22 protein-coding genes, 1 tRNA gene and 1 pseudogene are annotated in these 23,983 nt (G+C 67.6%); 14 read left to right on the forward strand and 10 right to left on the reverse strand.

Annotation, left to right across the window (positions count from 1 at the left end; all coding sequences use genetic code 11):
* Window positions 1-13: 13 nt before the first annotated feature.
* On the reverse strand, window positions 14-1,675 hold the full coding sequence (locus RHA1_RS20905; protein ID WP_011596745.1) for a bifunctional fumarylacetoacetate hydrolase/alpha/beta hydrolase family protein: 1,662 nt from the start codon (window positions 1,673-1,675) through the stop codon (window positions 14-16).
* Between the two features lie 169 nt (window positions 1,676-1,844).
* Between RHA1_RS20905 and RHA1_RS20910 the strand changes: the two genes are divergently transcribed.
* Window positions 1,845-2,516 (forward strand): FadR/GntR family transcriptional regulator, encoded by a 672-nt coding sequence (locus RHA1_RS20910; RefSeq protein ID WP_009477355.1) that lies wholly within the window; start codon window positions 1,845-1,847, stop codon window positions 2,514-2,516.
* A 98-nt stretch (window positions 2,517-2,614) separates the two neighbouring features.
* Here the strand turns inward: RHA1_RS20910 and RHA1_RS20915 are convergent, their stop codons facing one another.
* Both RHA1_RS20915 and RHA1_RS20920 read right to left on the reverse strand, forming a co-directional pair.
* Window positions 2,615-3,517 carry a hypothetical protein gene (locus RHA1_RS20915; protein ID WP_009477356.1) on the reverse strand — a complete coding sequence of 301 codons (903 nt, stop codon included), beginning with the start codon at window positions 3,515-3,517 and terminating at the stop codon, window positions 2,615-2,617.
* Window positions 3,518-3,578: 61 nt separating this feature from the next.
* Entirely contained in the window at window positions 3,579-4,517 is a 939-nt protein-coding gene (locus RHA1_RS20920; protein WP_011596746.1) for a formylglycine-generating enzyme family protein, read from the reverse strand.
* Window positions 4,518-4,617: 100 nt separating this feature from the next.
* Between RHA1_RS20920 and RHA1_RS20925 the strand changes: the two genes are divergently transcribed.
* The 5 genes from RHA1_RS20925 to RHA1_RS20945 all read left to right on the forward strand — a co-directional run bounded on the left by RHA1_RS20925 (window position 4,618) and on the right by RHA1_RS20945 (window position 10,966).
* Window positions 4,618-6,444, forward strand: coding sequence for a multicopper oxidase family protein (locus RHA1_RS20925; protein WP_041811810.1), 1,827 nt, complete (start codon window positions 4,618-4,620; stop codon window positions 6,442-6,444).
* A gap of 104 nt (window positions 6,445-6,548) precedes the next feature.
* Window positions 6,549-7,142 (forward strand): TetR/AcrR family transcriptional regulator, encoded by a 594-nt coding sequence (locus tag RHA1_RS20930; protein ID WP_009477359.1) that lies wholly within the window; start codon window positions 6,549-6,551, stop codon window positions 7,140-7,142.
* Entirely contained in the window at window positions 7,139-8,629 is a 1,491-nt protein-coding gene (locus tag RHA1_RS20935) for a flavin-containing monooxygenase (protein WP_011596748.1), read from the forward strand. The genes RHA1_RS20930 and RHA1_RS20935 overlap by 4 nt, the downstream gene beginning before the upstream one ends.
* Window positions 8,626-10,338 (forward strand): FAD-dependent oxidoreductase, encoded by a 1,713-nt coding sequence (locus RHA1_RS20940; protein ID WP_011596749.1) that lies wholly within the window; start codon window positions 8,626-8,628, stop codon window positions 10,336-10,338. The genes RHA1_RS20935 and RHA1_RS20940 overlap by 4 nt, the downstream gene beginning before the upstream one ends.
* Window positions 10,322-10,966 carry an acetoacetate decarboxylase family protein gene (locus RHA1_RS20945; RefSeq protein ID WP_011596750.1) on the forward strand — a complete coding sequence of 215 codons (645 nt, stop codon included), beginning with the start codon at window positions 10,322-10,324 and terminating at the stop codon, window positions 10,964-10,966. Before RHA1_RS20940 ends, RHA1_RS20945 begins: the two co-directional genes overlap by 17 nt.
* A 5-nt stretch (window positions 10,967-10,971) precedes the next feature.
* On the opposite strand, the pseudogene RHA1_RS53255 reads toward RHA1_RS20945, so the two are convergent.
* Window positions 10,972-11,346: pseudogene (locus tag RHA1_RS53255) on the reverse strand (ArsR/SmtB family transcription factor); the annotation flags it as partial.
* Between the two features lie 46 nt (window positions 11,347-11,392).
* On the opposite strand from RHA1_RS53255, the gene RHA1_RS20955 reads away from it, so the two are divergent.
* The 3 genes from RHA1_RS20955 to RHA1_RS20965 all read left to right on the forward strand — a co-directional run bounded on the left by RHA1_RS20955 (window position 11,393) and on the right by RHA1_RS20965 (window position 14,481).
* On the forward strand, window positions 11,393-11,851 hold the full coding sequence (locus RHA1_RS20955) for a Fur family transcriptional regulator (RefSeq protein WP_011596752.1): 459 nt from the start codon (window positions 11,393-11,395) through the stop codon (window positions 11,849-11,851).
* Window positions 11,852-11,905: 54 nt separating this feature from the next.
* The gene (locus RHA1_RS20960; protein ID WP_011596753.1) at window positions 11,906-13,375 is read left to right on the forward strand and encodes a catalase; all 1,470 of its coding nucleotides are present in this window, start codon (window positions 11,906-11,908) and stop codon (window positions 13,373-13,375) included.
* Between the two features lie 302 nt (window positions 13,376-13,677).
* Entirely contained in the window at window positions 13,678-14,481 is an 804-nt protein-coding gene (locus RHA1_RS20965; protein ID WP_011596754.1) for a metal-dependent hydrolase, read from the forward strand.
* 1 nt (window position 14,482) lies between these two features.
* On the opposite strand, the gene RHA1_RS20970 is transcribed toward RHA1_RS20965, so the two are convergent.
* From RHA1_RS20970 to RHA1_RS20980, 3 genes are all read right to left on the reverse strand, one after another.
* Window positions 14,483-15,493: an ABC transporter substrate-binding protein gene (locus tag RHA1_RS20970; RefSeq protein WP_011596755.1), complete on the reverse strand. Its 1,011-nt coding sequence runs from the start codon at window positions 15,491-15,493 to the stop codon at window positions 14,483-14,485.
* Window positions 15,494-15,622: 129 nt separating this feature from the next.
* Window positions 15,623-15,696: transfer RNA gene (locus tag RHA1_RS20975), tRNA-Pro, on the reverse strand.
* A gap of 54 nt (window positions 15,697-15,750) precedes the next feature.
* A complete protein-coding gene (locus RHA1_RS20980; protein WP_016884522.1) occupies window positions 15,751-16,722 on the reverse strand; it encodes a metallophosphoesterase in 972 nt (323 codons plus the stop codon).
* 67 nt (window positions 16,723-16,789) lie between these two features.
* On the opposite strand from RHA1_RS20980, the gene RHA1_RS20985 reads away from it, so the two are divergent.
* Complete coding sequence (locus tag RHA1_RS20985) at window positions 16,790-17,257, forward strand: GatB/YqeY domain-containing protein (RefSeq protein ID WP_005248498.1); 468 nt, start codon at window positions 16,790-16,792, stop codon at window positions 17,255-17,257.
* Between the two features lie 55 nt (window positions 17,258-17,312).
* Here the strand turns inward: RHA1_RS20985 and RHA1_RS20990 are convergent, their stop codons facing one another.
* On the reverse strand, window positions 17,313-19,658 hold the full coding sequence (locus RHA1_RS20990; RefSeq protein ID WP_041811814.1) for a penicillin-binding protein: 2,346 nt from the start codon (window positions 19,656-19,658) through the stop codon (window positions 17,313-17,315).
* 258 nt (window positions 19,659-19,916) lie between these two features.
* Between RHA1_RS20990 and RHA1_RS20995 the strand changes: the two genes are divergently transcribed.
* Entirely contained in the window at window positions 19,917-20,240 is a 324-nt protein-coding gene (locus RHA1_RS20995; RefSeq protein WP_005248496.1) for a WhiB family transcriptional regulator, read from the forward strand.
* A 68-nt stretch (window positions 20,241-20,308) separates the two neighbouring features.
* Here RHA1_RS20995 and bagB read toward each other — a convergent pair whose 3' ends face one another.
* Both bagB and bagA read right to left on the reverse strand, forming a co-directional pair.
* A complete protein-coding gene (gene bagB / locus RHA1_RS21000; RefSeq protein ID WP_011596758.1) occupies window positions 20,309-21,448 on the reverse strand; it encodes an ATPase BagB in 1,140 nt (379 codons plus the stop codon).
* Complete coding sequence (bagA, locus tag RHA1_RS21005) at window positions 21,445-22,461, reverse strand: ATPase BagA (protein ID WP_016884524.1); 1,017 nt, start codon at window positions 22,459-22,461, stop codon at window positions 21,445-21,447. Before bagA ends, bagB begins: the two co-directional genes overlap by 4 nt.
* A 55-nt stretch (window positions 22,462-22,516) precedes the next feature.
* Between bagA and sp36 the strand changes: the two genes are divergently transcribed.
* Genes sp36 through RHA1_RS21015 form a run of 3 tightly spaced genes read left to right on the forward strand, consistent with a single transcriptional unit; the run spans window position 22,517 to window position 23,959 of the window.
* Complete coding sequence (gene sp36, locus RHA1_RS48970) at window positions 22,517-22,681, forward strand: Sp36 family protein (RefSeq protein ID WP_005248493.1); 165 nt, start codon at window positions 22,517-22,519, stop codon at window positions 22,679-22,681.
* Between the two features lie 5 nt (window positions 22,682-22,686).
* On the forward strand, window positions 22,687-23,163 hold the full coding sequence (locus RHA1_RS21010; RefSeq protein WP_009477371.1) for a RidA family protein: 477 nt from the start codon (window positions 22,687-22,689) through the stop codon (window positions 23,161-23,163).
* 4 nt (window positions 23,164-23,167) lie between these two features.
* Window positions 23,168-23,959, forward strand: coding sequence for an MBL fold metallo-hydrolase (locus RHA1_RS21015; protein WP_011596760.1), 792 nt, complete (start codon window positions 23,168-23,170; stop codon window positions 23,957-23,959).
* Window positions 23,960-23,983: the final 24 nt, after the last annotated feature.

Consider the following 23,983-nt stretch of genomic DNA (forward strand, 5'->3'; position numbering starts at 1 on the left):
TCTTCGGAGAAGCTCAGGGCTTGTTCAGGAATTCCTGGAGCCGGTTGGTGACAGCACTGGGATCTTCGAGGGAGTGCCAGTGGCCCACCCCGTCGAGCACGTGCTTCTGGGCGGTGGGGTAGATCGAGAGCAGTTCGTCGTTGACCGCGACCGGACTGACCTTGTCCTCGTCGCCGGTGAGCAGCAGAACCGGGACCTCGATCGACGCGAAGTCGGGTTCGACGGCGGCGGCGAGTGCCTCGCAGGCGCTCGCGTAGCCCTCGGGGTTCTGGCCGAGCAGCAGCTCGCGGACCAGGGCCACCGACGTCGGGCGGGTGCTGTGCGTTTCCTGCGACAGCGCCGCTGCGACGACGGTGTCGGCGACGGCGGACATACCGCCTTCGCGGACGGTGCGGGCGCGGGCGCGGGTGGCGGTTTTGGCTGCCTCCGGCTGAGCGCGGACCGCCCCGAGGAGCGCGACCTTGCTGACACGCTGCGGGTACTTGGCGGCGAACGTGTTCGCGACCAGGGTGCCCATCGAGTGCGCGACCAGGGCGGTCTGCTCGATGCCCTCCGCGTCGAGCAACTCGCGCAACTCCTCGACCCAGTTGTCGATGCTCGCGGGACCGGCGAATGGGGAGCGGCCGTGACCGGACAGGTCGTAGCGCAGCACGGTGTGGGTTTCGGCGAGCGTCGCGATCTGCGGCTCGAACACGGTGGTCGCACCGCCGAGGCCGTGGATCAGCACGACCGCGGGTCCGCTGCCGGTCTTCTCGACGAACAGCTCGCTGGTGCCGACCGGGGTGAGGTGGTCCGCAGCGGCCGGGATGCCGATGGTGTTGCGCAGCTCGCCGAGGCCGGGTGCGGAGACGATGACCTCGTCGCCCTCGACGAGGTACTTCGGCGGGTCGAAGCCGATGCCGACGCCGACCGGGGTGCCGGTGGCGATCACGTCACCGGGTTCGAGGGTGATGCCGGCCGAGAGCGTCTCGATGATGGTGGGCACGTCGAAGATGAGCTGGGCGGTGTTGGTGTCCTGGCGGAGCTCGCCGTTGACCCGGGTCTGCAGCTGCAGGTCGTTGATGTCGATCTCGTCCGCGGTGACGGCCCAGGGGCCGAGCGGGCAGAACGTGTCGAGGGACTTGCCGATGAACCACTGCTTGTGGTCGCGCTGCAGGTCACGGGCGGTGACGTCGTTGATGAGGGTGTAGCCCCACACGTAATCCATCGCGTCGTCGCGGCTGACCTTGGAGGCGCGCTTGCCGATGATGATGCCGATCTCGCCCTCATAGTCCAGGGCCGAGGTGATGTCGGTGTGCGGGTCGACCGGATCGCCGCAGGCGATGACCGTGGCGGCGGGCTTGGTGAAGACCACCGGGTACTGGGGCACGTGCTGACCGTCCGCGGAGCCGGTCGCGTCGAACCCGCTCTCGGCGAACTCGGCGGCGTGCTCGGAGTAGTTCCGCCCGACGCAGAACACGTTGCGGTGCGGGGTGATGGGGGCGAGCAGCTTTCCGCCTTCGGCAGGGGTGCTGGTGCTCAGCCGGCCGAGTGCGGCCCGGCCGCCGGCGATGATCTCCTGCAGCTCGCGCACTGGGGCACCGGTGTCACCGAACTGCACGGGCAGTGCAGCTCCGTTCGCGTCCACGGCGCAGACGACCGCGCCGTTCTTACCTTGAATCCGCGCGAAGCGCATGAGACCTCCTGTGAAACCAATGTGAACCAAAACGGGTTGCGGTTCGTATTGGTTACGATAGGTCGAGGCTGGTGTGATCGTCAACACGTGATTTTTCCGATTGCTGGCAGGGGAGCTGTTGACCAAGCCCCTATAATTGGTTCGAATTGGTTCGTCGAGAGGAGTTGTTGTGACCCTGGCTGTGGGACCTACGGCTGCCGCTCTGCGGCACATCGAAGCCGTCGTCGCCGAGCGGCAGTTAGGCCCGGGCGACAAGCTGCCGACCGAGCGGGAACTCGCCGCCGAGGCCGGTGTCAGCCGTGCCGTGGTCCGGTCTGTACTCGAGGACCTCGAAAACCGTGGAACAGTGGTGCGTTACGTCGGCCGGGGCACGTTCCTCGCCCCCAGTGAATCCGCGGCCGCGGAGACGGCGAATCATCCCAGCCCCAGCGAAATCATGAGCTCGCGGCTCATCCTCGAACCGGAACTGCTCCCACTCGCCGTCGCCGCAGCGACCCGTGACGACATCGAAGAAATGCGGCGCTGCCTGCGCGGCGGCGACGGCGCCCGATCTTCGGAAGAGTTCGAACGATGGGACACCGCGCTGCACCACAGCTTCGCGCTCGCCACCCACAACATCGTCCTGATCGGGGTCAGCCAACTCCTCATCGACAGCCGTCAACAACCGATCTGGGGTGGCCTGAAGAAACGCACCTTCAACCCGGAGTTACATCGCGAATACTGCGGCGAGCACGAGGACATCGTCGAAGCCATCGCCGACCGGGACCCGGACAGCGCCCGCACCGCGATGCGCGTGCATCTGCGGCACGTCCGCACGACCCTGTTGGGCGACAACGCCTGACCGCACCACAGCACCACCGACGAAGTGGCCACCGGTCGACCACACTTCGGCGGTCTCGGCTCATACGCGTACGACGACGTGGCCCCGCGGGGCGTCCGTCAGGCCGCGTCGTCGTGTGCGGGTGAGTCCAGCGCGGGGGCAGGTCCGCGCAGATATTGCCCGACGTAGCCTTCGTCGAGCGCGATGGCCTTGACGATCACCGCGGACCCCACGATCACGACCGACAGGACGAACAGCCAGCTGATCGCGGTGAACACCAGGCCGAGCGGTCCGAACTGGTGTTGCGCGGCGGCGGTGATCCGGGGCAGGACGAGACGTCCGCCGACGTGGAGAGCGGTGAGCGCGGCGGCGGTCAGCGCCCCCGTCGCCCAGAGCACGCGACCCTTGAGGGTGCCCATCGTCAACAGGTACGGACTGAGGGTCCACACGGCCATCCACACCGCGAACTCCACGGCGACTGCGAGAGGTGGCCCGATGAACCGGACGGTCGTGAGCTCGGCGGCCAGGCCGATCGCCGTCCCCGACATCGCAACGGCGAACAGGACGACGAGCCACCGCCAGGCGTCTCGGAGGGTGATCGACGGGACGTTCCAGATCTTTCCGTAGATCCGGGCGAGGGCCCTCGCGAAGGACGTGCCGCTGATCGCGATCATCAGCAGACCGACGACCCCGAACGCGGCGAAGGAGGGGTTGGTGGTGTCGACGGTGCCGGACGTGGTCGTCAGTTCCGTGGGGTCGAAGCCGAACTGGGTCTTGATGGTGCGTGCGGTCACGTTCCAACTGCTCAGCGTCGATGCCGCAATCATCACGGGCAGCACCGACGTGAAGATCCTGGCGGCGAGCGTCATCGACCGGTCGACGAGTTCGATCGCGATCAGCCCGTCGATGACGCGACGAACCGTGCGGCCGGGTGGTGTGCCCTGCAACCAGCCGTTGGCCGTTTCGGTCCGCGCGGCCAGCGCTTCCCGGGCCAGCGCCACAGACAATTTGGTGGACCGCACACCACCGACTCAACCGCAGTGGACGCGGCGCGTCTTCATCCCCGTGAGGTGAGAAAGACCGTCACGGGCGGATGATGCACCGGAACCCGATGTGGCAGGTCGACGTCTCCTCGGTGTCGCCCTGCCGGGCGGCGGGTCGGTAGCGCAGGCAGTAGTTGGGCGCGCAGAGGTGCGAGCCGCCCTTGATCACGCGGCGCGCATAGGGCTCGTCGGGATTCTCGACGCGCGCCGTCTCGACTCGCGGGTTGGTGGGAATGCAGCAGGAATTGGCGGGCGCGACGTTCTTCCCGCTCGCGGAGTGATCGGCGGTGAAGTAGTCGGTGGTCCATTCCCACACGTTGCCGGCCATGTCGCTGAGTTCGTAACTGTTGGGCCGGAAATGGCCGACCGGCGACGTCCCGGCGAAGCCGTCCTCGAGGAGGTTCTCCCACGGGAACCGTCCCTGCCAGACGTTGCCGCCGGGCCTGCCGCCCGGTTCGTGCTCCTCGCCCCAGACAAACGGCTTCCGGTCCAGCCCGCCGCGGGCGGCGAACTCCCATTCGGCCTCGGTCGGCAGGTCCTTGCCTGCCCATTCCGCGTAGGCGCGGGCGTCGAACCACGACACGTGCGTGACGGGATGGCGTTCGCGTCCGCCGACGTTGCTGCCCGGACCCTCCGGGTGGCGCCAATCGGCTCCCGGCGTGAACGACCACCAGCGGGTGTAGTCGTCGAGCGGGACGGGCCCCGGTGTCGGGGTGAACACGAGCGAACCGGGCACGAGCAGAGCGGGATCCGCGCCCGGGTACTGCGCGGGATCGGGTGCGATCTCGGCGGTCGTGACGTGGCCGGTGTCCTTCACGAACCGCCGGAATTCGGCCACGGTGACCTGGTGCGCGTCCATCCAGAATCCGTCGACGGTCACCTGGTGAACGGGGCGTTCCTCGGGGTAGAAGTCCTCCGAGCCCATCCAGAAGGTGCCCCCGGGGATCCATGCCATGTTCTTCGGAGCTGCACCGGTCATGGAGTCAGACTGGCATGACGGTGGTCGCTGCGCGAAGAGACGCCCCGTAAACCCGGTGAGAGGGGCAACGGTTGCGGTACCGTCGGCTACTCGATTCGCAATGCTGTTCTCACCGTGCAGGGGGCTCCTCCGAATGGATCGACGGATTCCGCGTAGGTCGTTCGTGCGTGGATTGGCGCTGACGGCCGGGCTCGGGGCCGTCGGGGTGGGATCGGCGAGCGCCTACCCGTTCGGGATCGATCCGTTGCGGCCGTTCGTCTTCTCCTCGCCGCCGCTCCAGCCGTTCCGGGAACAGTTGCCGCCGTTGCCGATGATGGGTGGGAGCGCCGTCGAGGTGCACGCGAGCAGCACGACGCACGTGTTCCATCCCGATCTGCCCGCGTCGCCGGCCCTCGGCTACGGCGGCATGGACTACCTCGGCCCGACGATCGAAGCCCACGTCGGCGAGCGGACCTCACTGACCTACCGCAACGACATCGCGAGCAACCCCCTCGCCGCCGACGTCGACCCGCGGATCCACGGCGTGAGCGAGCAGGACCGCACCCAGGTGCCGACGTCATTGCACTTGCACGGTGGTCGGACGCCCCCCGAGTTCGACGGGCACCCCGAGGACACGATGCGGCCCGGGCAGGGGATGGTGCACGAGTTCCCGAACCGGCAGGAAGCCTGCGCGCTCTGGTATCACGACCACGCGATGGGCGTCACCCGGCTCAACATCTACGCCGGGCTGGCGGGCATGTACCTGCTGCGCGACGAGTACGACACCGGTCGGAGCGGCAACCCGCTCGGGCTGCCGTCGGGCGAATTCGAACTCCCGCTGGTGTTGCAGGACAAGAACTTCACCGACGACGGACGGCAGAGCGTCCGTTCCAACCCGCTGAATCCGCAGGGCAGCTGGGAGGCCGCCACACCCGGTGACGTGGGGGTGGTCAACGGCAAGGTGTGGCCGGAGATGTCGGTGGCGCGGGGCCTGTACCGCCTGCGGATGGTGAATGCCGCATCGTTCAGCGTGTGGAATCTGTTCTTCGAGAACCGGATGAGGTTCTGGGTGATCGGCGCCGAGGGCGGGCTGCTCGACGCGCCGGTCGCCACCGACCACGTCCGGCTCGGACCCGGCGAGCGGGTGGACCTCCTCGTCGACTTCGGAACCCTCGCACCCGGCACGACGGTGGAACTGCGCAACGACGAGCCGATCCCCGCGCAGGTCGCGCAGCGCGGGGTGCAGATCATGCCGCGGTTCTGCCGGTTCCGGGTCGGAACCGCTGCCGGGTTCACCGGTGGCGTTCCGGAGACGCTTCGGGGCGGAAGCCGTGGTCTCACCGTCCTCCCGCCCGTCGCGCCGCCATCGGTCGTACGCAACGTGTCGGTGATGCAGCTCGCGCAGGGCCCCGGTCAGCCGTCCCCGCTGATGTCGCTGAACAACCTGCGCTACACCACCGACGACATCGAGATGCCCCGGCAGGGCACCGTCGAGCAGTGGAACATCGTCAATGTCACGCCGGAACCGCATCCGATCCACCTGCATCTGGTGACGTTCCGGGTGGTCGGACGGCAGTCGATCGACACGAACGCCCTGATGCAGGCCGTCCCGGTGCCTGCCGTCGGGATGCGGTGGACGCCGTCGGCGGACCCGTTTGCTCTCGGGCCGAACCTCGCGCCGCAGGTGTGGGAGTCGGGGTTCAAGGACACGGTGATCGCGGACGCGAACTCGATCACCCGGATCATCGTCCGGTTCCCGACCGCGGACGAACTCGGCTTCGACCCGGATGCCACGTTCGGGATGTCGGCGCACACGATGGATCACTCCGAAGGCGGACACGGCCACATGGAGCAGGCTTCGCGTCCCCTGCAGGGTTACGTGTGGCACTGCCACATGCTCGACCACGAGGACCACGACATGATGCTGCGGTACCGCGTGGTGCCCTAGGCCCGTGAGTACTTATTAACCGCCGGCCGGACGTTAATAAGTACTCACAGGCACGCAGCGCAAACTTAAAAGCAGTCTGGACTGTTTTCTATTTTCCGCCTACAGTGCTGGGTGTGACACCTGACACAGAAGTGGTCAAACCGACCCGCACGCAGGCCGAGCGGACCGCGGCGATGCGCACGAAGCTGCTCGACGCGGCCGTCGACTCCCTGGTCGAGCTCGGGTATGCCCGCACCACCACGCAGGGCATCGCCCGGCGGGCGGGGGTGTCGCGCGGCGCGCAGCTGCACCATTTCCCGACCAAGGAATCGCTGGTGGTGGCCGCCGTGGAACATCTCGTGGACAAGCGGATGGAGGAGATCCTCGCCGCCGATGTGGACGCCGGCCGCGGCGTCGACGTGCTCGCCGACGCCTTCTCCGGCCCGCTGTTCTATGCCGCCCTCGAGTTGTGGGTGGCCGCCCGCACCGACCCGGCGCTGTACGAGGCGACGGTTCCGCTCGAGCGGAAGGTCAACGACGCTCTGCGCCGCGGGTCGGCGGAGGTGTTCGGCGATCGGTTCGACGCCGACACCATCGAGCTCAGTATCGAATTGGTTCGCGGTCTGGCGGTGTCGGCACTGTTCCGCACCCCCGAGGCCGAGCAGTCACTACGCGCGCGGCTGTTGCCCGTGTGGGAATCGAAGGTTGAGAAGTCGTGAATCTTCCGCAGCACGTACACACCCTCATCGTGGGGGCAGGTTTCGCCGGCATGGGACTGGCGGCGCGCATCCTGCAGACCCAGCCGCAGGCCGACGTCCTGATCATCGAGCGCGGCGACGACGTCGGCGGCACGTGGCGAGACAACACCTACCCGGGATGTGCGTGCGACGTCCCGACGTCGCTGTATTCGTACTCGTTCGCGCCGAGCGCCGACTGGAGTCACACGTTCGCCCGCCAACCCGAGATCCACCGTTATCTGAAGAAGGTCGCGGCCGACACCGGGGTCCGGTCCCGGGTGGTGACCGATTGTGAACTGCAGGAAGCGCACTGGGACGCCGACGAGGCCGTGTGGACCGTCCGGACCAGTCGCGGAACGGTGACGGCGGACGTCGTGGTGGCCGCGACCGGTGCGCTGTCGACTCCCAGCGTCCCGGACATGCCCGGGTTGGAGACGTTCGGCGGCACCACGTTCCACTCGGCCACGTGGAACCACGACCACGACCTCACCGGTGAGCGCGTGGCGGTCATCGGTACGGGTGCGTCCGCCGTGCAGTTCGTGCCGGAGATCGCCCCCGTGGCCGAGCATCTCACCGTGTTCCAGCGCACTCCCGCCTGGGTGATCCCGCGCCTCGACCGCGAGCTGTCCGGCTCCGAGAAGCGCCTCTACCGTCGACTGCCATTGGTGCAGAAGGCCGTCCGCGGGACCGTGTACGGCTTCCGCGAAGCGCTGGGTGGAGTGCTCGCCCACGCTACCGGGCTGCTGCCGGTGTTCGAGATGGTGGCCAAGGCGCATCTGCGCCGGCAGGTGCGGGATCCGGAACTGCGCCGGAAGCTCACACCGAACTTCACGATCGGCTGCAAGCGGATGCTGCTGTCGAACGACTGGTTGCGGACCCTCGACCGTCCCGACGTCACGCTCGTCGACGCGGGACTCGCGGGGGTCACACCGGACGGCGTCGTCGACGCGCTGGGTAACGAGCACAAGGTCGACACCATCATCTTCGCGACGGGCTTCACGCCGACGGAACCGCCTGTGGCGCACGCATTGCGCGGTGCGAACGGCCGTACCCTCGCCGAGCACTGGGACGGGAGCCCGAGTGCGTACAAGGGGACCACTGTCGCCGGTTTCCCCAATCTGTTCCTGATGTACGGTCCCAACACCAACCTCGGGCACAGCTCCATCGTCTACATGCTCGAATCGCAGTCCGCGTACATCGCCGACGCCTTGAACGTGATGCACCACAGCGAGATCACCGCATTCGAGGTCACCGAGGAGGCGCAGCGCCGGTACAACACCCGCATCCAGTCCGAACTGCAGACCACCGTGTGGAACAAGGGCGGCTGCTCGAGCTGGTACTACGACTCCGAGGGTCGGAACTCGGTGCAGTGGCCGACCTTCACCTGGAAGTTCCGCTCCCAGTTGCAGCGTTTCGATCAGGAGAACTACGTCTCACGACGCAGGGCCGCGAAGGAGACCGTCGCGTGACGCATTACGACGTGATCGTGGTCGGCTCCGGTTTCGGTGGCAGCGTCGCGGCGCTCAGGCTGACCGAGAAAGGGTATCGGGTCGGCGTTCTCGAAGCGGGCAGGCGCTTCGCCGACGACGAGCTGCCCGAGACGAGCTGGCGGCTGCGGCGTTACCTGTGGGCGCCGTGGCTGGGCTGCTACGGCGTGCAACGGATCCACCTCCTCCCCGACGTCCTGGTCATGGCCGGGGCGGGGGTCGGGGGTGGGTCGCTGAACTACGCGAACACCCTCTACCAGCCGCCGCGCCGCTTCTTCGAGGACAAGCAGTGGGCGCACATCACCGACTGGCAGTCGGAGCTGGCCCCGTATTACGAACAGGCGAAACGGATGCTGGGCGTGACGACCAATCCGTCGTTCACCCCCGCCGACGCCGTCATGCGTGAGGTGGCCGAGGAGATGGGCGCAGGTGAGACGTTCACGTCCACACCGGTGGGCGTCTTCTTCGGCGAACCGGGGTCGCGGGTGGCCGATCCGTTCTTCGGCGGAGTAGGGCCCGAGCGCACGGGGTGCACCGAGTGCGGCGGTTGCATGACGGGTTGCCGTGTGGGCGCGAAGAACACGCTCGTCAAGAATTACCTCCACCTCGCCGAGAAGGCGGGCGCCCGGGTCCATCCGCTGACGACGGTGAAGGAGTTGCGCCCGCGATCGGGCGGGGGCTACGAGCTGCGGACCCGCCGCACCGACGGCATCCGCAAGCGGGAGCACTCGTTCACCGCCGACCACGTGGTGGTCGCCGCAGGCACGTACGGCACCGCCCGGCTGTTGCTGGCGATGAAGGAATCCGGTGCGCTGCCGCGGTTGTCGCCGAGGCTGGGGTCGGTGGTGCGCACCAATTCGGAGGCGGTCCTCGCGGCCACGGCGAAGAACCGCGCCACCGACTTCACGAAGGGCGTGGCCATCACGTCCTCGTTCCACCCGGACGATCACACCCACATCGAGCCCGTGCGGTACGGCAAGGGCAGCAACGCGATCGGACTGTTGCAGACCGTCCTCAGCGACGGCGGCGGCAGGACGCCGCGGTTGCTGAAGACGGTCGGCGTCGCGTTGCGCCGCCCCGGGGCGTTCGTGCGGAGCCTGTCGGTGCGGCACTGGTCGGAACGCACCGTGATCGCGCTCGTGATGCAGACCGACGACAATTCGCTCGAACTGGCCAAGGGGCGGGGCCGCCTCGGTCGCGCGGTCACCAGCCGTCCCGGACCCGGAGATCCGCCACCGGAGTGGATCCCGCAGGGTCACACGGCCATCCGCAAGGTGGCCGAACGGATCGGCGGAGACCCCGGCGGTTCGTTCGCCGACGTCGTGAACATTCCGATGACCGCGCATTTCCTCGGGGGTTGCACCATCGGGGACTCGCCTGACACCGGCGTCGTAGACCCCTACCTCCGGGCGTACGGCCACGACGGTCTGCACGTGGCCGACGGTTCCGTGGTGAGCGCGAACCTCGGCGTCAATCCGTCACTCACTATCACCGCCCAAGCCGAGCGTGCATTCGCGCTGTGGCCCAACAAGGGTGAGGCCGACACCCGGCCCGAGCCGGGCAAGCCATACGTACGTATCGAACCGTCGCCGCCCCGGAATCCGGTGGTACCCGCCGACGCGCCGGGTGCGCTGCGGCTCCCGCTGACGGTCACCACCCGAAGGGAAACAGTCCATGTGGAGCGTGCCTGAATCGACCACCCGGCGCACCGACTGGCCCGAGAGCGCGCCACCCCCGTGGCCCGCGGGGGTGCGCGCGACACTGTGGTGGCACCGCAGCACCACGGCCGCTCGCGCGCTCGGACCCGACGGTGCCACCGTGCCGTTGACCCTCGCGATGATGGTCGACTACCTCGACTCGCCCGTCGGCCCCTACCGGGAAATCCTCGCCAGTCCGGTGCTCCGCGCGCCCGGACGTCGCATCGGCCTCCTGCCGCGCATGGCGGTCCCGTTCATTGCCGTGGATTCGGAACCCTCCGTGCACGGCGGCCGCGTGCACTGGAGCCTGCCGAAGGTGCCTGCCGAGTTCGGCGGCGACGTGCACGGCGACTTCGAAGCCTCGTCCGACACGTGGCGCGTCGTCACGAGCACTCGTCCGCGCGGACCGCGGCTACCGATCGCCGGCGCGCTGGGTTTCGCTCAACCCGGCGACCACGGCCTCGTCACGGCGTCCGCGCGACTTCGGGGCCGTTTCCGATATGCCCGCGTGGACGTGACGGCCGAAGGTCCCACCCTCGGTGACTGGCTGACGCCCGGCACCCACCACGGCATCGTGATCACGGACGGCCGGATGACCACCGGACCCGCGCAGCACCGCTGACCCGCTCAGGCCGGTCGCTGTCCGATGCCCGCGACCACGCCGGTGAGACGTGGCAGCACGGTGTCGCGCCAACCCGGACCCATCCGCGTCGCGGCTGCGCTTGTGGTCGAGGTCGAAGCCGGAATGGTCGAGGAACAGGCCGGTGCCCGCACCTCGGGAACGAGGCGCCAGACAAGCGTCCAGTTCTCGGCGGTCAGGTGGTAGTGCCGTTGCCGCCCGGACGGTTCGTCGCGGACGAGCCCGGCCCGGCGCAGGACCTGCAGGTGCTCTGCCACGGCGGGCCGGCTGAGGTCGAACCGGCCGGCGAGGTCCCCGGCGGTGAGGGGGCCGTCCACCGGGATTTCCGGCAGGCGCCGTCGCGCGGGGTTGGCGAGGGCGACACATCCTTTTCTTGACTAATTCCAAAAAGGCGCGATACTTGAACACATGCGACACGACACGGATCCCAAAGCGCAGCTGCGCGAGGTGGGCCTGCGTGTCACTGCACCACGTGTTGCAGTGTTGAATGCGGTTGCCGTGCGGCCGCATTCCGACGTCGACGACATTGCGGCCGTAGTTCGTGAAGAGCTGGGATCGGTCTCCACCCAGGCGGTATACGACGTCCTCAAGGCGTGCACCGCCGCCGGCCTGCTCAGACGTATCGAGCCCGCGGGATCGCCCGCGAGGTTCGAAACCCGTACCGGAGACAACCACCACCACCTCGTGTGCCGCAGCTGCGGGACCGTCGTGGACGTGGACTGCGCCGTCGGTGAGGCTCCGTGCCTCGACCCGTCGGAGGCCCACGGTTTCGAGATCGACGAGGCCGAGGTCGTCTTCTGGGGGCTCTGCTCGCAGTGCCGGACCGGCGCGCAGAGCGGAACCGGGTCGGCAGCAGCCCTGTCCTGACCCCGTCCGTCCCCACCGCTCCACCCTCACCCGATGCAACCTGGAGGCTTTGCCATGCCTGAAACACAGCGCGCCACCACCAACAACTTCGGAATTCCCGTCGCCAGCGACAACGAATCCCTCACGGCGGGCACGCAGGGCCCTATCCTGCTGCACGACCACTACCTGATCGAGAAGCTCGCCCAGTTCAACCGGGAGCGTGTCCCGGAGCGCGTCGTCCACGCCAAGGGTGGCGGTGCGTTCGGCGAGCTGGTCGTCACCCACGACGTGAGCCGCTACACGAAGGCCACGCTGTTCCAGCCCGGCGTCAGGACCGAGTCACTGGTCCGCTTCTCCACCGTCGCCGGCGAGCAGGGCAGCCCCGACACCTGGCGTGACCCGCGCGGATTCGCCGTGAAGTTCTACACCGAGGACGGCAACTACGACCTCGTCGGCAACAACACGCCCGTCTTCTTCATCAAGGACCCGATCAAGTTCCCCGACTTCATCCACTCGCAGAAGCGACTGCCGGGATCCGGTCTGCGCGACCACAACATGCAGTGGGACTTCTGGACGCTGCGGCCCGAGTCCGCGCACCAGGTGACCTGGCTGATGGGTGACCGCGGAATCCCGAAGACGTGGCGTCACATGGACGGTTTCGGCTCGCACACGTACCAGTGGGTCAACGCCGAAGGCGAACGGTTCTGGGTCAAGTACCACTTCAAGACCGATCAGGGCATCGAGTTCCTCACGCAGGACGAGGCCGACACCCTCGCAGGCAACGACCCCGATCATCACCGCGCCGACCTGTACGACACGATCGCCCGCGGCGAGTTCCCCAGCTGGACGCTGAAGGTTCAGGTCATGCCCGTCGACGAGGCCGAGGGCTACCGGTTCAACCCGTTCGACCTCACCAAGGTGTGGTCGCAGAAGGACTACCCGCTGATCGAGGTCGGCAAGTGGACCCTCAACCGCAACCCCGACAACTTCTTCGCGCAGATCGAGCAGGCCTCGTTCGAGCCGTCGAATGTCGTTCCGGGAATCGGCTTCTCGCCCGACAAGATGCTGCTGGGGCGGGTCTTCTCCTACGCGGACGCGCACCGGTACCGCATCGGCGCCAACTACGCGCAGCTGCCGGTCAACGCGCCGAAGAACCAGGTCAACTCGTACTCGCAGGACGGTGCGATGCGGTACGCCACCAATTCGCCCGAGACCCCCGTGTACGCGCCGAACTCCTACGGCGGCCCGCACGCAGACGCGTCGCTCGCGGGCGACGAGGGACAGTGGGCGTTCGACGGCGAGTCCGTGCGAGCCGGCTACATCGAGCACGCCGAGGACGGCGATTTCACGCAGGCGGGCACGCTCGTCCGTGAGGTCCTGAGCGACGAGGAACGCGACCGCCTGGTGGACAACATCGTCGGCCACGCGCTCGGCGGCGTCAGCGAACCGGTTCTGCTGCGGGTCTTCGACTACTGGAAGAGCGTCGACCCCGACCTGGGCAAGCGAGTGGAAATCGGTGTCCGGGAAGGGCAGAGCCAGAACTGATGTCGGTGGTGAGGCAGGCTCAGAGCAGGCCCCACCAATAGATCAGCACGGCGAGAACGAACACGATCACAGTTTCCACGACGACCCTCCTCCGCCCGACTGCACGCACTTCCATCATCCACCTTCAGCGGGGACGGACGCCACTGCGCTTCGCGCCCGTGAGTACTTGTCAACCGCCCGCGGTTGACAAGTACTCACGGCCGTGTGACAGGTGTGTCGGATGTTGTTGCTAGGTTGGGCGGTGTCAGGACACCGGCTCGGATGACCGTGTCCCGAGTCGGGGTCGAAAGGTGCTGTCTTCCATGGTGATGGGTCCCACCCATGCAATGTCCGGTGCGGCTGTCGGTCTGGCGGTGGCGGATCTGCTGCCGCTCGACTGGGGTGGGCCCACGTCGACCGCCGAGACCTTCACGTTCGCGGCGGTGTGCGCCGGAGCGGCGCTTCTCCCGGACCTGGACACGAGCCAGTCCACGGTCGCGCGCTCGTTCGGTCCGGTCAGCAGCGTCGTCGCGAAGGGCGTCGATGCGGTGTCGCTGGCTTTCTACACCGTCACCAAGGGCAAACGCGACGGCAAGCGGCGTGGCGGGCACCGCACGCTCACCCACACGGCCCTGTTCGCCGCCGGTATCGGGGCCGGGGTGTCCGCGCTGGTCGTCCAGTTCGGCAAGCCGGCCATCATCGCGACGCTGTTCGTCTGCCTCGGGCTCGCGCTCCGCGGGCTGGCCGGGGAGCTGGCCAAAGAAAAAGGCTGGCTGGCGGTTTCGGTGGTCGCGGCGGTGCTGTCCGCGCTCACCTGGCAGTCGTATCCCACCGAGGCCGGTTCCACCGGACTCGGAGTCGCGGTGGCCCTCGGCTGCGCCACCCACTGCCTCGGCGACGCCATCACCAAGGAAGGCGTCCCCTTCCTCGCCCCGTTCCTCACACTCGGCAAGGAACGGTGGTGGGAGTTCCGGCTCCCGTCGTTCCTGTCCATCCGGGCGGGCGGGCCGTTCGAGAAGGTCGTGCTCGGGCCCGCCCTGACGGTGGCCGTCGGTCTCATGGTCATCTGGGCCATCGACGGTGCGCCGCAGGCAATCTACGACGCGTTCATGCCTGTCCCGCAGTGACTCAGGCGGCCGCGAGCATGTTCTCGAGGTCGTCGAGGACGAGCATAGCCCCGGTGGGTCCCAGCGCGAGGAACCAGGTCTCGTCGCTCACGTGCACGGCCTTGCCGTCCTTCACCGCCTGCATCTGATTCCACAGCGGGCCGCCGACCACGGTCGACTCGTCGGTGGTCTCGGGCGCGCCGTAGCTGGAGTAGAAGATCCGGTCGGCGTTCGCCTCACCGATCGTCTCCTGGCTCACCTCGACGGCGAGTTCGTCGACGTTCTGCACCGTCGGACGCGGAAGTCCGACGTCGTTCAGGATGACGCCGATGAACGACAGGTTGCCGTACAGGCGGATCTTGCCGGACATGAACCGGACCAGCGAGATCGTCGGCTCGTCCGTGATGGTCTCCCGGACCTCGTCGGCGCGGGTCTGATAGGCGTTGAGTACCTCCTCCGCCTTGGTCTCCTCACCGAGGGCGTCGGCGACCAGCAGGAAGTTCTCCTTCCACGGGAAACCGGGGCGGATGCCGAACACGGTCGGTGCGATGGACGACAGCTGCGGGTACAGCTTGTCGGCGCGCAGCTTGCTGCCCAGGATCAGATCGGGCTGCAGCGCGGAGATCGCCTCGAGATTCAGGTTGTTGGTGGTCCCGACGTCCGGCACCCCGGCCAGCTTGTCGGCGAGGTAGGACGGCTGGCCGGCGGCGCTCTCGGGGCTGGCCAGTCCGACGGGCGTGATGCCCAGGGAGAGCACGTCGTCCAGCTCACCGCCGTCGAGGACGATCACCCGTTCGGGCTTCTTCTCGATGACGGTCTCGCCGAGCGCGTGGGTGATGGTCCGGGGGAAGGCGCCCGGTTCGGCGTCGGTGCCGAGCTTGGCGGTCTCGGCGTCCGCCGTGGCGAACAGACGGCCGCCGGTGGCGACGTCGGCGTTGCCGGCGGACGACCCGGTGTCGGTGGTGCCGCAGGCGGCGAGAAAGACGGTGGCCAGGGCAACCAGCCCGGCGCGTACGTAGAGCCTCGAAGACATGAGGTGAGGCTAGCCTGAGGTTTTGGGCGGGTGCTCGCGGGGTCCCGGGCAATCGGACAACGCCTCCGCCATGCAGAAGAGGCCCTGACCGGCGAACCGGTCAAGGCCTCTTCTCGGTGTCTCACACTGTCGGGGTGGCGGGATTTGAACCCACGACCTCTTCGTCCCGAACGAAGCGCGCTACCAAGCTGCGCCACACCCCGTGTTGAACCTCGGCTAGCTTACATTACCCAGCCGGTGACCATTAAATCCCCTGGTCAGTTGCGTATAACGGTGCTCTCCGACGACTCGGTGCGACCCCGCGCGGCGTCGGCGTCCGCGCCGCCGCGCTGAGCCGGAACCAACGTCAGGAGCGTCGCCTCGGGGCGGCAGCAGAAGCGGGCGGGCGCCCACGGGGACGTCCCGATCCCCGCGGACACGTGCAGCCGGGTGTGCGCACCCCACTTGGACGGACCCTTCACCCGCGAACGGTCGATGTCGCAGTTGGTGACCAGCGCGCCGTAGAACGGCAGGCACAACTGACCGCCGTGCGTGTGGCCCGCCAGGACGAGGTCGTAGCCGTCGTCCGCGAACCGGTCGAGCACCCGGGGCTCGGGCGAGTGGGTGATGCCCAGTCGGAGATCGGCCAGCGGATTGGGCGGACCGGCGATCGTGTCGTACCGATCGCGCTTGAGGTGCGGATCGTCGACACCGGCCGACGCGATCCGGACACCCGACACCTCGAGGTCGCGGCGGACGTGCGTGACGTCGAACCAGCCGCGCTCGGTGAACGCGGCCCGCAGGTCGCCCCACGGCAGCGGCTCGCCGAGGACACGCTTGTGGTCCTTGCGGAAGTACTTGAGCGGGTTCTTCGGCTTGGGCGCGAAGTAGTCGTTGCTGCCGAAGACGAACAGTCCGGGGCGGGCGAGCAGATTTCCGAGCGCCTGGACCACTGCGGGCACGGCGCGCTGGTGCGACAGGTTGTCGCCGGTGTTCACGACGAGGTCGGGGTCGAGGTTGTCCAGTTCCCGCAGCCAGTTCTGTTTCAGCCGCTGTCCGGGCATCATGTGCAGGTCGCTGATGTGCAGCACGCGGAGCGTCGACGACCCGGGTTCGAGTACCGGCATCGTGACCTCACGCAGCGCGAACGCATTGCGCTCGATGAGCGAGGCGTAGCCGATGCCGAGGGCGGCGGCACCCGCTGTACCCAGGGCGGCGCGGGTCAGGTTGGCACGGAACTCGTCAGACACTCTTCCAGGATACTGATGAGCGCAATCGAGATGCAGTGGACGAATCGGGGCGCGTAGCGTTTCGCCCATGCCAGATTCACTGAAAGCAAGACTGCGCTCCGACATGACGGCCGCCATGAAGGCCAAGGATTCGCTGCGCACCGCCACCATCCGCATGCTGATGGCCGCCGTGCAGACCGAAGAGGTCTCCGGCAAGGAAGCCCGCGAACTCACCGATGACGAGGTGCTGAAGGTCCTCGCGAAGGAGTCGAAGAAGCGCGGCGAGTCCGCCGAGATCTACACCGAGAACGGTCGAGGTGAGCTGGCGGCGCAGGAGCGGGCCGAGGCGCAGATCATCGACGAGTACCTCCCGACGCCGCTGACCGACGCGGAACTGGTCGACGTCGTGGACACCGCGATCGCTCAGGTGGCCGAGGAAATCGGTGAGCGTCCCGGCATGCGTCAGATGGGTCAGGTCATGAAGGCCGCCGGCGCACTCGCGGGCGGCAAGGCGGACGGTTCGCGGCTCTCGCACGCGGTGAAGTCCCGCCTCTGACTCCCCGAGGTGAGTGGGAAAGCGTGCGTCGACACACTTTCCCACTCACCTGCGGTCACCGGGGTATGGGCGGCAGCTGGATCGGCGGCAGGCCGGGCAGCTGGATGGGCGGAACGGGGATCCCCTGAGCCGGCGCCTGCGGGGGAGCGGCCTTCACCGATCCGTCGCTGACGTAGATCGTGATGGTCGACCCCGGAATGGCCGAACCGGACGGCGATGCGCTCGTGACCGTCCCCTTGGCCGCCTGCGACGCGGTGGTGACTGCGTTCACGGTGAACCCCGCTCCCTGCAGACGGGACGTGGCGGCCGACTGGCTCAGCCCGGTGACGTCCGGAACCTGACCGTTCTGCGATCCCCGCGCGTACTTCTGGTCGACCGGAGGCAGCGTCGTCGGCCCGAAGTTGTTGGCGATGGGGTTCATCGCCGCGTACCAGGTCCGCGCCGGTTCGTTTCCACCGAACAGGTTGCCGTCGCCACACGGCCGCAGCGGGGCCGAGCAGATCTCACCCGGCGTCGGCGAGTCGCCGAACACGTAGACGGCGGCGGCGAAGTTGTTGGTGAATCCGAGGAAGCCCGAGGACATGTGGGATTCGGTGGTACCCGTCTTGCCTGCCATCGGCAGCGTCCAGCCGACGCTGCCCGCCGCCCCGGCGGACGTGCCGCCGGGCTTGTCGTCCTTGCTCATGGCGTTGGTGAGGGTGTCGGCGAGACCGGGTTCGACCACCTGCTCGCAGGCCTGCTGGGTGACCGAGACGGGCTTGCCTTCACGGTCGAAGACCGAGTCGATGGGGGTGGGCGGGCACCACTTGCCGTGCGAGGCGAGCGTCGCCGCGACATTCGACAGTTCCAGGGGATTGATCCATGTGGGCCCGAGGGTGAACGACCCCAGGTTCTGATCCTTCTGGAAGTCGGCCATGCTGCGGTCGTCGAATCCCGAGGTGCCGGGCTGGGTGTACGAGCGAAGACCCAGCCGCACCGCCATGTCGACGGTGGGGGCGACTCCGGTCGCCTGGATCAGCTTGACGAACGCGGTGTTGGGCGACTGTGCCAGCGCGTCCGTCACCGACAGTGCCGCGGGGTACTTGCCTGCGTTCTCGACGCAGTACGTGGCCGCGGGGCAGCCTCGAGCACCACCGCTACCCATGCCCCTGGCCTCGAACCGCCCGGGCACGTCCAGGATGGCGTTCGTGCCGAGGCCCTTCTCCATGGCGGCGGCAGTCGTGAAGATCTTGAAGATCGACCCGGCGCCGTGACCGGCCAGTGAGTACGGCTGCGCCTGCACGGTCTCGTTGGCGTTCGCGTCGAGGCCGTAGGTGCGGCTACTGCCCATCGCGAGGATCCGGTGCGAATCCTGGCCGGGCTGGACCACGTTCATGACATTCGCGATGCCGTCGAGTTCCGGGCTGGCGTTCGCGTTGAGCGCCGCCTTGGTCGACGCCTGGACCGCGGGGTCGAGCGTGGTCTTGATCAGGTAGCCGCCCTTGTCGATCTGTTCGCGGCTGATGCCGGCGTTGGCTAGATACTGCAGGGCGTAGTCGCAGAAGAAGCCGCGGTCGCCGGCGGCGATGCACCCGCGGGGCAGCCGGTTGGGTTCGGGCAGCACGCCGAGGGGTGTGTCCTTGAGCTGCCGGAGTTCGGCGGCACGCTCGGGAATGTTCGAGATCATCGTGTCGAGAACCACGTTGCGTCGTTCGAGGACGCCCTCGGGGTTCGTGTACGGGTTCAGCGCCGAACTCGACTGCACCATGCCCGCGAGCATCGCGGACTGCTGAGTGTTCAGTTCGGAGGCGTCGATGCCGAAGTAGGTCTGTGCGGCGTCCTGGATGCCGAACGAGGCGTTGCCGAACGGAACGAGGTTGAGATAGCGGGTGAGGATCTCGTCCTTGGTGAGTTCTTTGTCGAGCGTCAGCGCCATCCGGATCTCGCGGATCTTGCGGGCGGGCGTCGTCTCGATCGCGGCGCGGCGTTCGGCGTCGGTCTTGGCCACGACGAGCAGCTGGTAGTTCTTCACATACTGCTGGTCGAGGGTGGACGCGCCCTGCTGCACCTCACCGCTCGTGGTGTTGGTCAGGAAAGCGCGCATCGTGCCCTGCCAGTCGACGCCCTTGTGCTCGGGGAACCGGCGGTCCTCGACGGAGACGATGGCGAGCTTCATCTCGTTGGAGATCTTCTCGCTGGGCACTTCGAAGCGCCGCTGGTCGTACAGCCACGCGATGGGATTGCCCACCGAGTCGACCATCGTCGAGACCGCGGGAACCGTTCCTTCGACCAGTTCGGCGGACACGTTGTCGACGGTGTCAGCCGCCCTGTTGGAGGCGTAACCGAACCCTCCGGCGAGCGGAAACATCACGCCGGCGAGGAGCACTCCTGCCAAGGCGGAGGATCCTGCGAGCTTCCCCACTGTTTTTGCAATCGACACGATCTACAGACTACGTGGGGTCTGTGGGTGCGCTGGTTGGGCGCAGAATTCGGCCAGGAAAAAGCCCTGAGCACGGGGTATGGACGGGCGTACCAAAAAAGCGTGTTCTTCGTCTTGCGCGTTGCGGTTTCTTTACCTAAATTGTTGGAACAGTGTGATGGAGATAACACTCCATCGCTTATGTGGTGCAGCCTCGGCGTGCTAGGTGCTGGGTTGCGCAGACTCGAAGAGGGGAAACGAATGCACATGACCACCCCAACCAGCCGTCTGGACGTCGAGCAAGCAGAAGCGCGAATCGCCTGGGTCACCCAGGCCCGTTGCCGGGAAGTCGATCCCGATCAACTCTTTGTACGCGGCGCAGCACAGCGCAAGGCCGCAACCATTTGCCGGCATTGCCCGGTACTGATGCAGTGCGGAGCCGATGCTCTCGACAATCGTGTCGAGTTCGGCGTGTGGGGTGGCATGACGGAACGTCAGCGCCGGGCGTTGCTCAAGCAGCACCCCGAGGTGGAATCATGGTCCGATTTCTTCGAAGCTCAGCGGCAGCACCAGTCCGCTGTCTGACGTTCGGGATCTGATTCGCAGAACAGGTAAGACACAGGCGGGTGACCGGTTCTCCGGCAGCGAGCTGATCAGCTCGTGCGGGTGAGCTGGTCACCTACCGCTCTCAAGGCCTCGAGGTCCGACACCTCGAACGGCAGCGAGGGCACGCCGACGATCGGCACCCGAGGGTGGGCGGCCGTGAACCGGCTCAGCAATTGGACCTCACGCTTGGCGATCACCGCCCGATGGGCGTGGATCCGCAGCACAGCGGCGGTGAGGGGGTCTTGGTCCCCGAGTTGGTCGGCGGCAGTGACCGCATGATCGGCCGACAGGGAACTGAGAGTGGGGTGCGTCCGATTCAGGACGAGGCCCGCGAGCGGCATCTCGTCGCCCGCGAGCCGGTCGACGAAGAACGCCGCCTCCCGCAGTGCATCCGGCTCCGCCGCCGCGATCACCAGGAACTTCGTGCCCGGCTGCCGGAGCAATTCGTAAGTGCGCGTGGCTCTTTCCCGGAAACCACCGAACATCGAGTCCAGTGACTGCACGAAACTCGAGGCGTCCGACAGCATCTGACTGCCCACGATGGTGGAGACGCCGCGCAGGGCGAGGCCCATCGCACCGGTGACGAGCCGGGTGAGACCTCGACCCGGCGCGGTGAGCAGCCGGATCATGCGACCGTCGAGGAATGCGCCCAGACGCTGGGGCGCGTCGAGGAAGTCCAGGGCGTTGCGGGACGGCGGGGTGTCGACGATCACCAGGTCCCACTTGTCGCTGGAGGCGAGCTGCCCCAGCTTCTCCATCGCCATGTACTCCTGCGTTCCCGAGAACGAGGTGGCGACGGTCTGATAGAAGGGGTTCGCGAGAATCTGCTCCGCCTTCTCCGGTGTGGAGTGCTCGATCACCATCTCGTCGAACGTGCGACGCATGTTGAGCATCATGGCGTGCAGTTCGCCCGTCGCGTCCGGTCCGAGTTGCACGGGTTGCGGCGTGTTGTCGAGTTCCGCGACGCCGAGCGCCTGCGCGAGCCGGCGCGCCGGGTCGATGGTCAGCACGACCACCTTTCGCCCCTGCTCCGCCGCGCGCAGTGCCAGCGACGCGGCCGTGGTGGTCTTGCCGACGCCACCGGCGCCACAGCACACGACGATCCGCGTGGCCCTGTTCTCCAGAATCCCCGCGACATCGAGAGCGGAGGCGGTGCGGCGACGCTCGTGTTCAGTTGTCTGGGTCATCGGACACCCTGTTCCGTCAGATATTCGGCGAGTTCGTAGAGCCCGCCCAGGTCGACACCGTCGGCGAGGGACGGCAGATGCAGTCGCGCCCCGTCCACTTCGCTGAGTGCTCCGGCACTCTCCTCCTGCGCTTCGAGGACCGACGCGTGCTCGATCGTCTCGGTGAGCAAACCGGCGAAATCGTGTTCGTCGAGGGTGATCCCGCTCTTCTGCAGTCCGGCCCGGATGACCTCGGCGTCGATGCGGCCCTTCGCGGCGTCGGCCAGCGTCTCGGCAGGCAGGAACTGCGGGCTGGTGCGGTTGACCACGATGGTGCCCAGCCGCAGGTCGGCGCGGGCCAGTTCCTCTGCGGCGTCGGTGGTCTCCTGCACCGGAAGCGCCTCGAGCAGCGTCACGAGGTGGACGACGGTCTCGTCGGAGTGCAGCAGGCGCACCACGCCCTCACTCTGCGAACGCACCGGCCCGCCTTTCGCGAGGTCCGCCATCGCCTTCGTCACGTCGAGGAAGTTGCCGATCCGCCCGGTCGGCGGGGCGTCGACGACGACGGCGTCGTACACCCGCTTGCCGGACTTGTCGGTGCGGACGACACATTCCTTGATCTTGCCGGTCAGCAGCACGTCCCGAAGCCCGGGTGCGATGGTGGTGGCGAACTCGATGGCGCCGAACTTGCGCATCGCGCGGCCGGCGAAACCGAGGTTGTAGAACATCTCGAGGTATTCGAGGAAGGCGGTCTCGATGTCGATGGCCAGGGCCATGACCTCCCCGCCACCCTCGGCGGCCGCGACTTTCGTCTCCTGCGGCGGCAGCGGGGGCACGTCGAAGAGCTGGGCGATCCCCTGCCTGCCCTCGACTTCCACCAGCAGCACGCGACGCCCACCCTCGGCCAGCGCGAGAGCCAACGCGGCGGCCACCGTGGACTTTCCGGTGCCGCCCTTTCCGGAGACGAAGTGCAGCCGGGCCTGCGCGGCCTTCTCGGGCCACGTCGGGGTGAGCTGGTCTGGGGATGCAACCACGGGGTCGAGCCTATAAGTCTGGGAGCCGGGATGTGCGGGGGATAGGCTCACCGGCATGAGTGAATTGACTTCCTGGGAGTACGCCACCGTTCCGCTGCTCACACATGCGACCAAGCAGATCCTCGACCAGTGGGGCACCGACGGCTGGGAACTGGTGACGGTTCTGCCCGGGCCCACCGGTGAGCAGCACGTCGCGTACCTGAAGCGTCCGAAGGGCTGACGGCCGTGGCAGAGACACAGAACTGGTCCGCCCGCCTCGCCGAACTCGGCATCACGCTGCCGTCCGTCGTTCCGCCGGTGGCCGCCTACGTGCCCGCCGTGCGCACCGGCAACTACGTCTACACGTCGGGGCAGCTGCCGATCGTCGAGGGCAAGCTGACGATCGCGGGCAAGCTCGGCGCCGGCGTGTCGGACGAAGACGCCAAGGCCGCGGCCCGGGCGTGCGCACTCAACGCGCTGGCGGCGGTCGACGCGCTCGTGGGCATCGACTCGGTGGTGCGGATCGTGAAGGTCGTCGGATTCGTCGCGTCCGCCGAGGGATTCACCGGTCAGCCCGGTGTTGTGAACGGCGCTTCGGAATTCCTCGGCGAGGTGTTCGGCGACGCGGGTGCCCACGCACGTTCGGCTGTCGGCGTCGCGGAATTGCCGCTCGGCGCCCCCGTCGAGGTGGAGCTGATCGCCGAAGTGCAACCGGAGTCGTAGTGCCATGACTCTTGCCCATCCGGCCTACGCCCAGGTGCGGGAGGTCACCCCGATCGTCTCGGTGATGCTCGAGAACAATCCCGGCATGATGACGCTCGACGGAACCAACACGTGGATTCTGCGTGCGCCGGGCCGGGACGAGTGTGTGGTGGTCGACCCGGGTGACGCCGACGAGGAGCATCTCGCCCGCGTCGCGGCGCTCGGACCGGTCGCGCTGACGCTGATCACTCACCGTCATTTCGACCACACCGGGGGAGTGCAGCGGTTCTTCGAACTCACCGGCGCGCCCGTGCGTTCGGTGGACCCCGAATTTCTCCGCGGCGGCGGCGAAACCCTCGTGGACGGCGAAACCATCGACGTCGCGGGACTCACCCTCACGGTGATCGCCACGCCCGGGCACACGAAGGATTCGGTGTCCTTCACCGTCGAAGGCGAGGGCACCGTCCTCACCGGCGACACGATCCTCGGCCGCGGCACCACCGTGCTCGACGACACGGACGGCGACCTCGGCGACTACCTGTCGTCGCTACGCCGCCTGCTGGACCTCGGAACCGGACACCGGGTCATGCCCGGCCACGGACCCGAACTGCCCGAACTGAACGTCGTCGCGCAGCAGTACCTCGATCATCGCGAGGAGCGACTCGACCAGGTGCGGGCCGCGATCGAGGCGCTCGGGGGCACACCCACCGTCCGCGAGGTGGTCGAGCACGTCTACTCCGACGTCGACCCCAAGTTGTGGCCGGTGGCGGAGAAGTCCGTCAACGTGCAGCTCGCCTACCTGCGCAGCCACGACTAACCACTGAAACGACTGCGGCCACCC

The sequence above is a fragment of the Rhodococcus jostii RHA1 genome (assembly GCF_000014565.1).
GTDB classification, from domain to species: domain Bacteria; phylum Actinomycetota; class Actinomycetes; order Mycobacteriales; family Mycobacteriaceae; genus Rhodococcus_F; species Rhodococcus_F jostii_A.

Bases quoted from the DNA above. Each gene is read 5' to 3' on its own strand.
- RHA1_RS20905 (WP_011596745.1), bottom strand. From the start codon at position 1,675: ATGCGCTTCGCGCGGATTCAAGGTAAGAACGGCGCGGTCGTCTGCGCC.
- RHA1_RS20920 (WP_011596746.1), bottom strand. From the start codon at position 4,517: ATGACCGGTGCAGCTCCGAAGAACATGGCATGGATCCCCGGGGGCACC.
- RHA1_RS20925 (WP_041811810.1), top strand. From the start codon at position 4,618: ATGCTGTTCTCACCGTGCAGGGGGCTCCTCCGAATGGATCGACGGATT.
- RHA1_RS20945 (WP_011596750.1), top strand. From the start codon at position 10,322: ATGTGGAGCGTGCCTGAATCGACCACCCGGCGCACCGACTGGCCCGAG.
- RHA1_RS20955 (WP_011596752.1), top strand. From the start codon at position 11,393: ATGCGACACGACACGGATCCCAAAGCGCAGCTGCGCGAGGTGGGCCTG.
- RHA1_RS20960 (WP_011596753.1), top strand. From the start codon at position 11,906: ATGCCTGAAACACAGCGCGCCACCACCAACAACTTCGGAATTCCCGTC.
- RHA1_RS20965 (WP_011596754.1), top strand. From the start codon at position 13,678: ATGGTGATGGGTCCCACCCATGCAATGTCCGGTGCGGCTGTCGGTCTG.
- RHA1_RS20970 (WP_011596755.1), bottom strand. From the start codon at position 15,493: ATGTCTTCGAGGCTCTACGTACGCGCCGGGCTGGTTGCCCTGGCCACC.
- RHA1_RS20985 (WP_005248498.1), top strand. From the start codon at position 16,790: ATGCCAGATTCACTGAAAGCAAGACTGCGCTCCGACATGACGGCCGCC.
- RHA1_RS20995 (WP_005248496.1), top strand. From the start codon at position 19,917: ATGCACATGACCACCCCAACCAGCCGTCTGGACGTCGAGCAAGCAGAA.
- bagB (WP_011596758.1), bottom strand. From the start codon at position 21,448: ATGACCCAGACAACTGAACACGAGCGTCGCCGCACCGCCTCCGCTCTC.
- sp36 (WP_005248493.1), top strand. From the start codon at position 22,517: ATGAGTGAATTGACTTCCTGGGAGTACGCCACCGTTCCGCTGCTCACA.
- RHA1_RS21015 (WP_011596760.1), top strand. From the start codon at position 23,168: ATGACTCTTGCCCATCCGGCCTACGCCCAGGTGCGGGAGGTCACCCCG.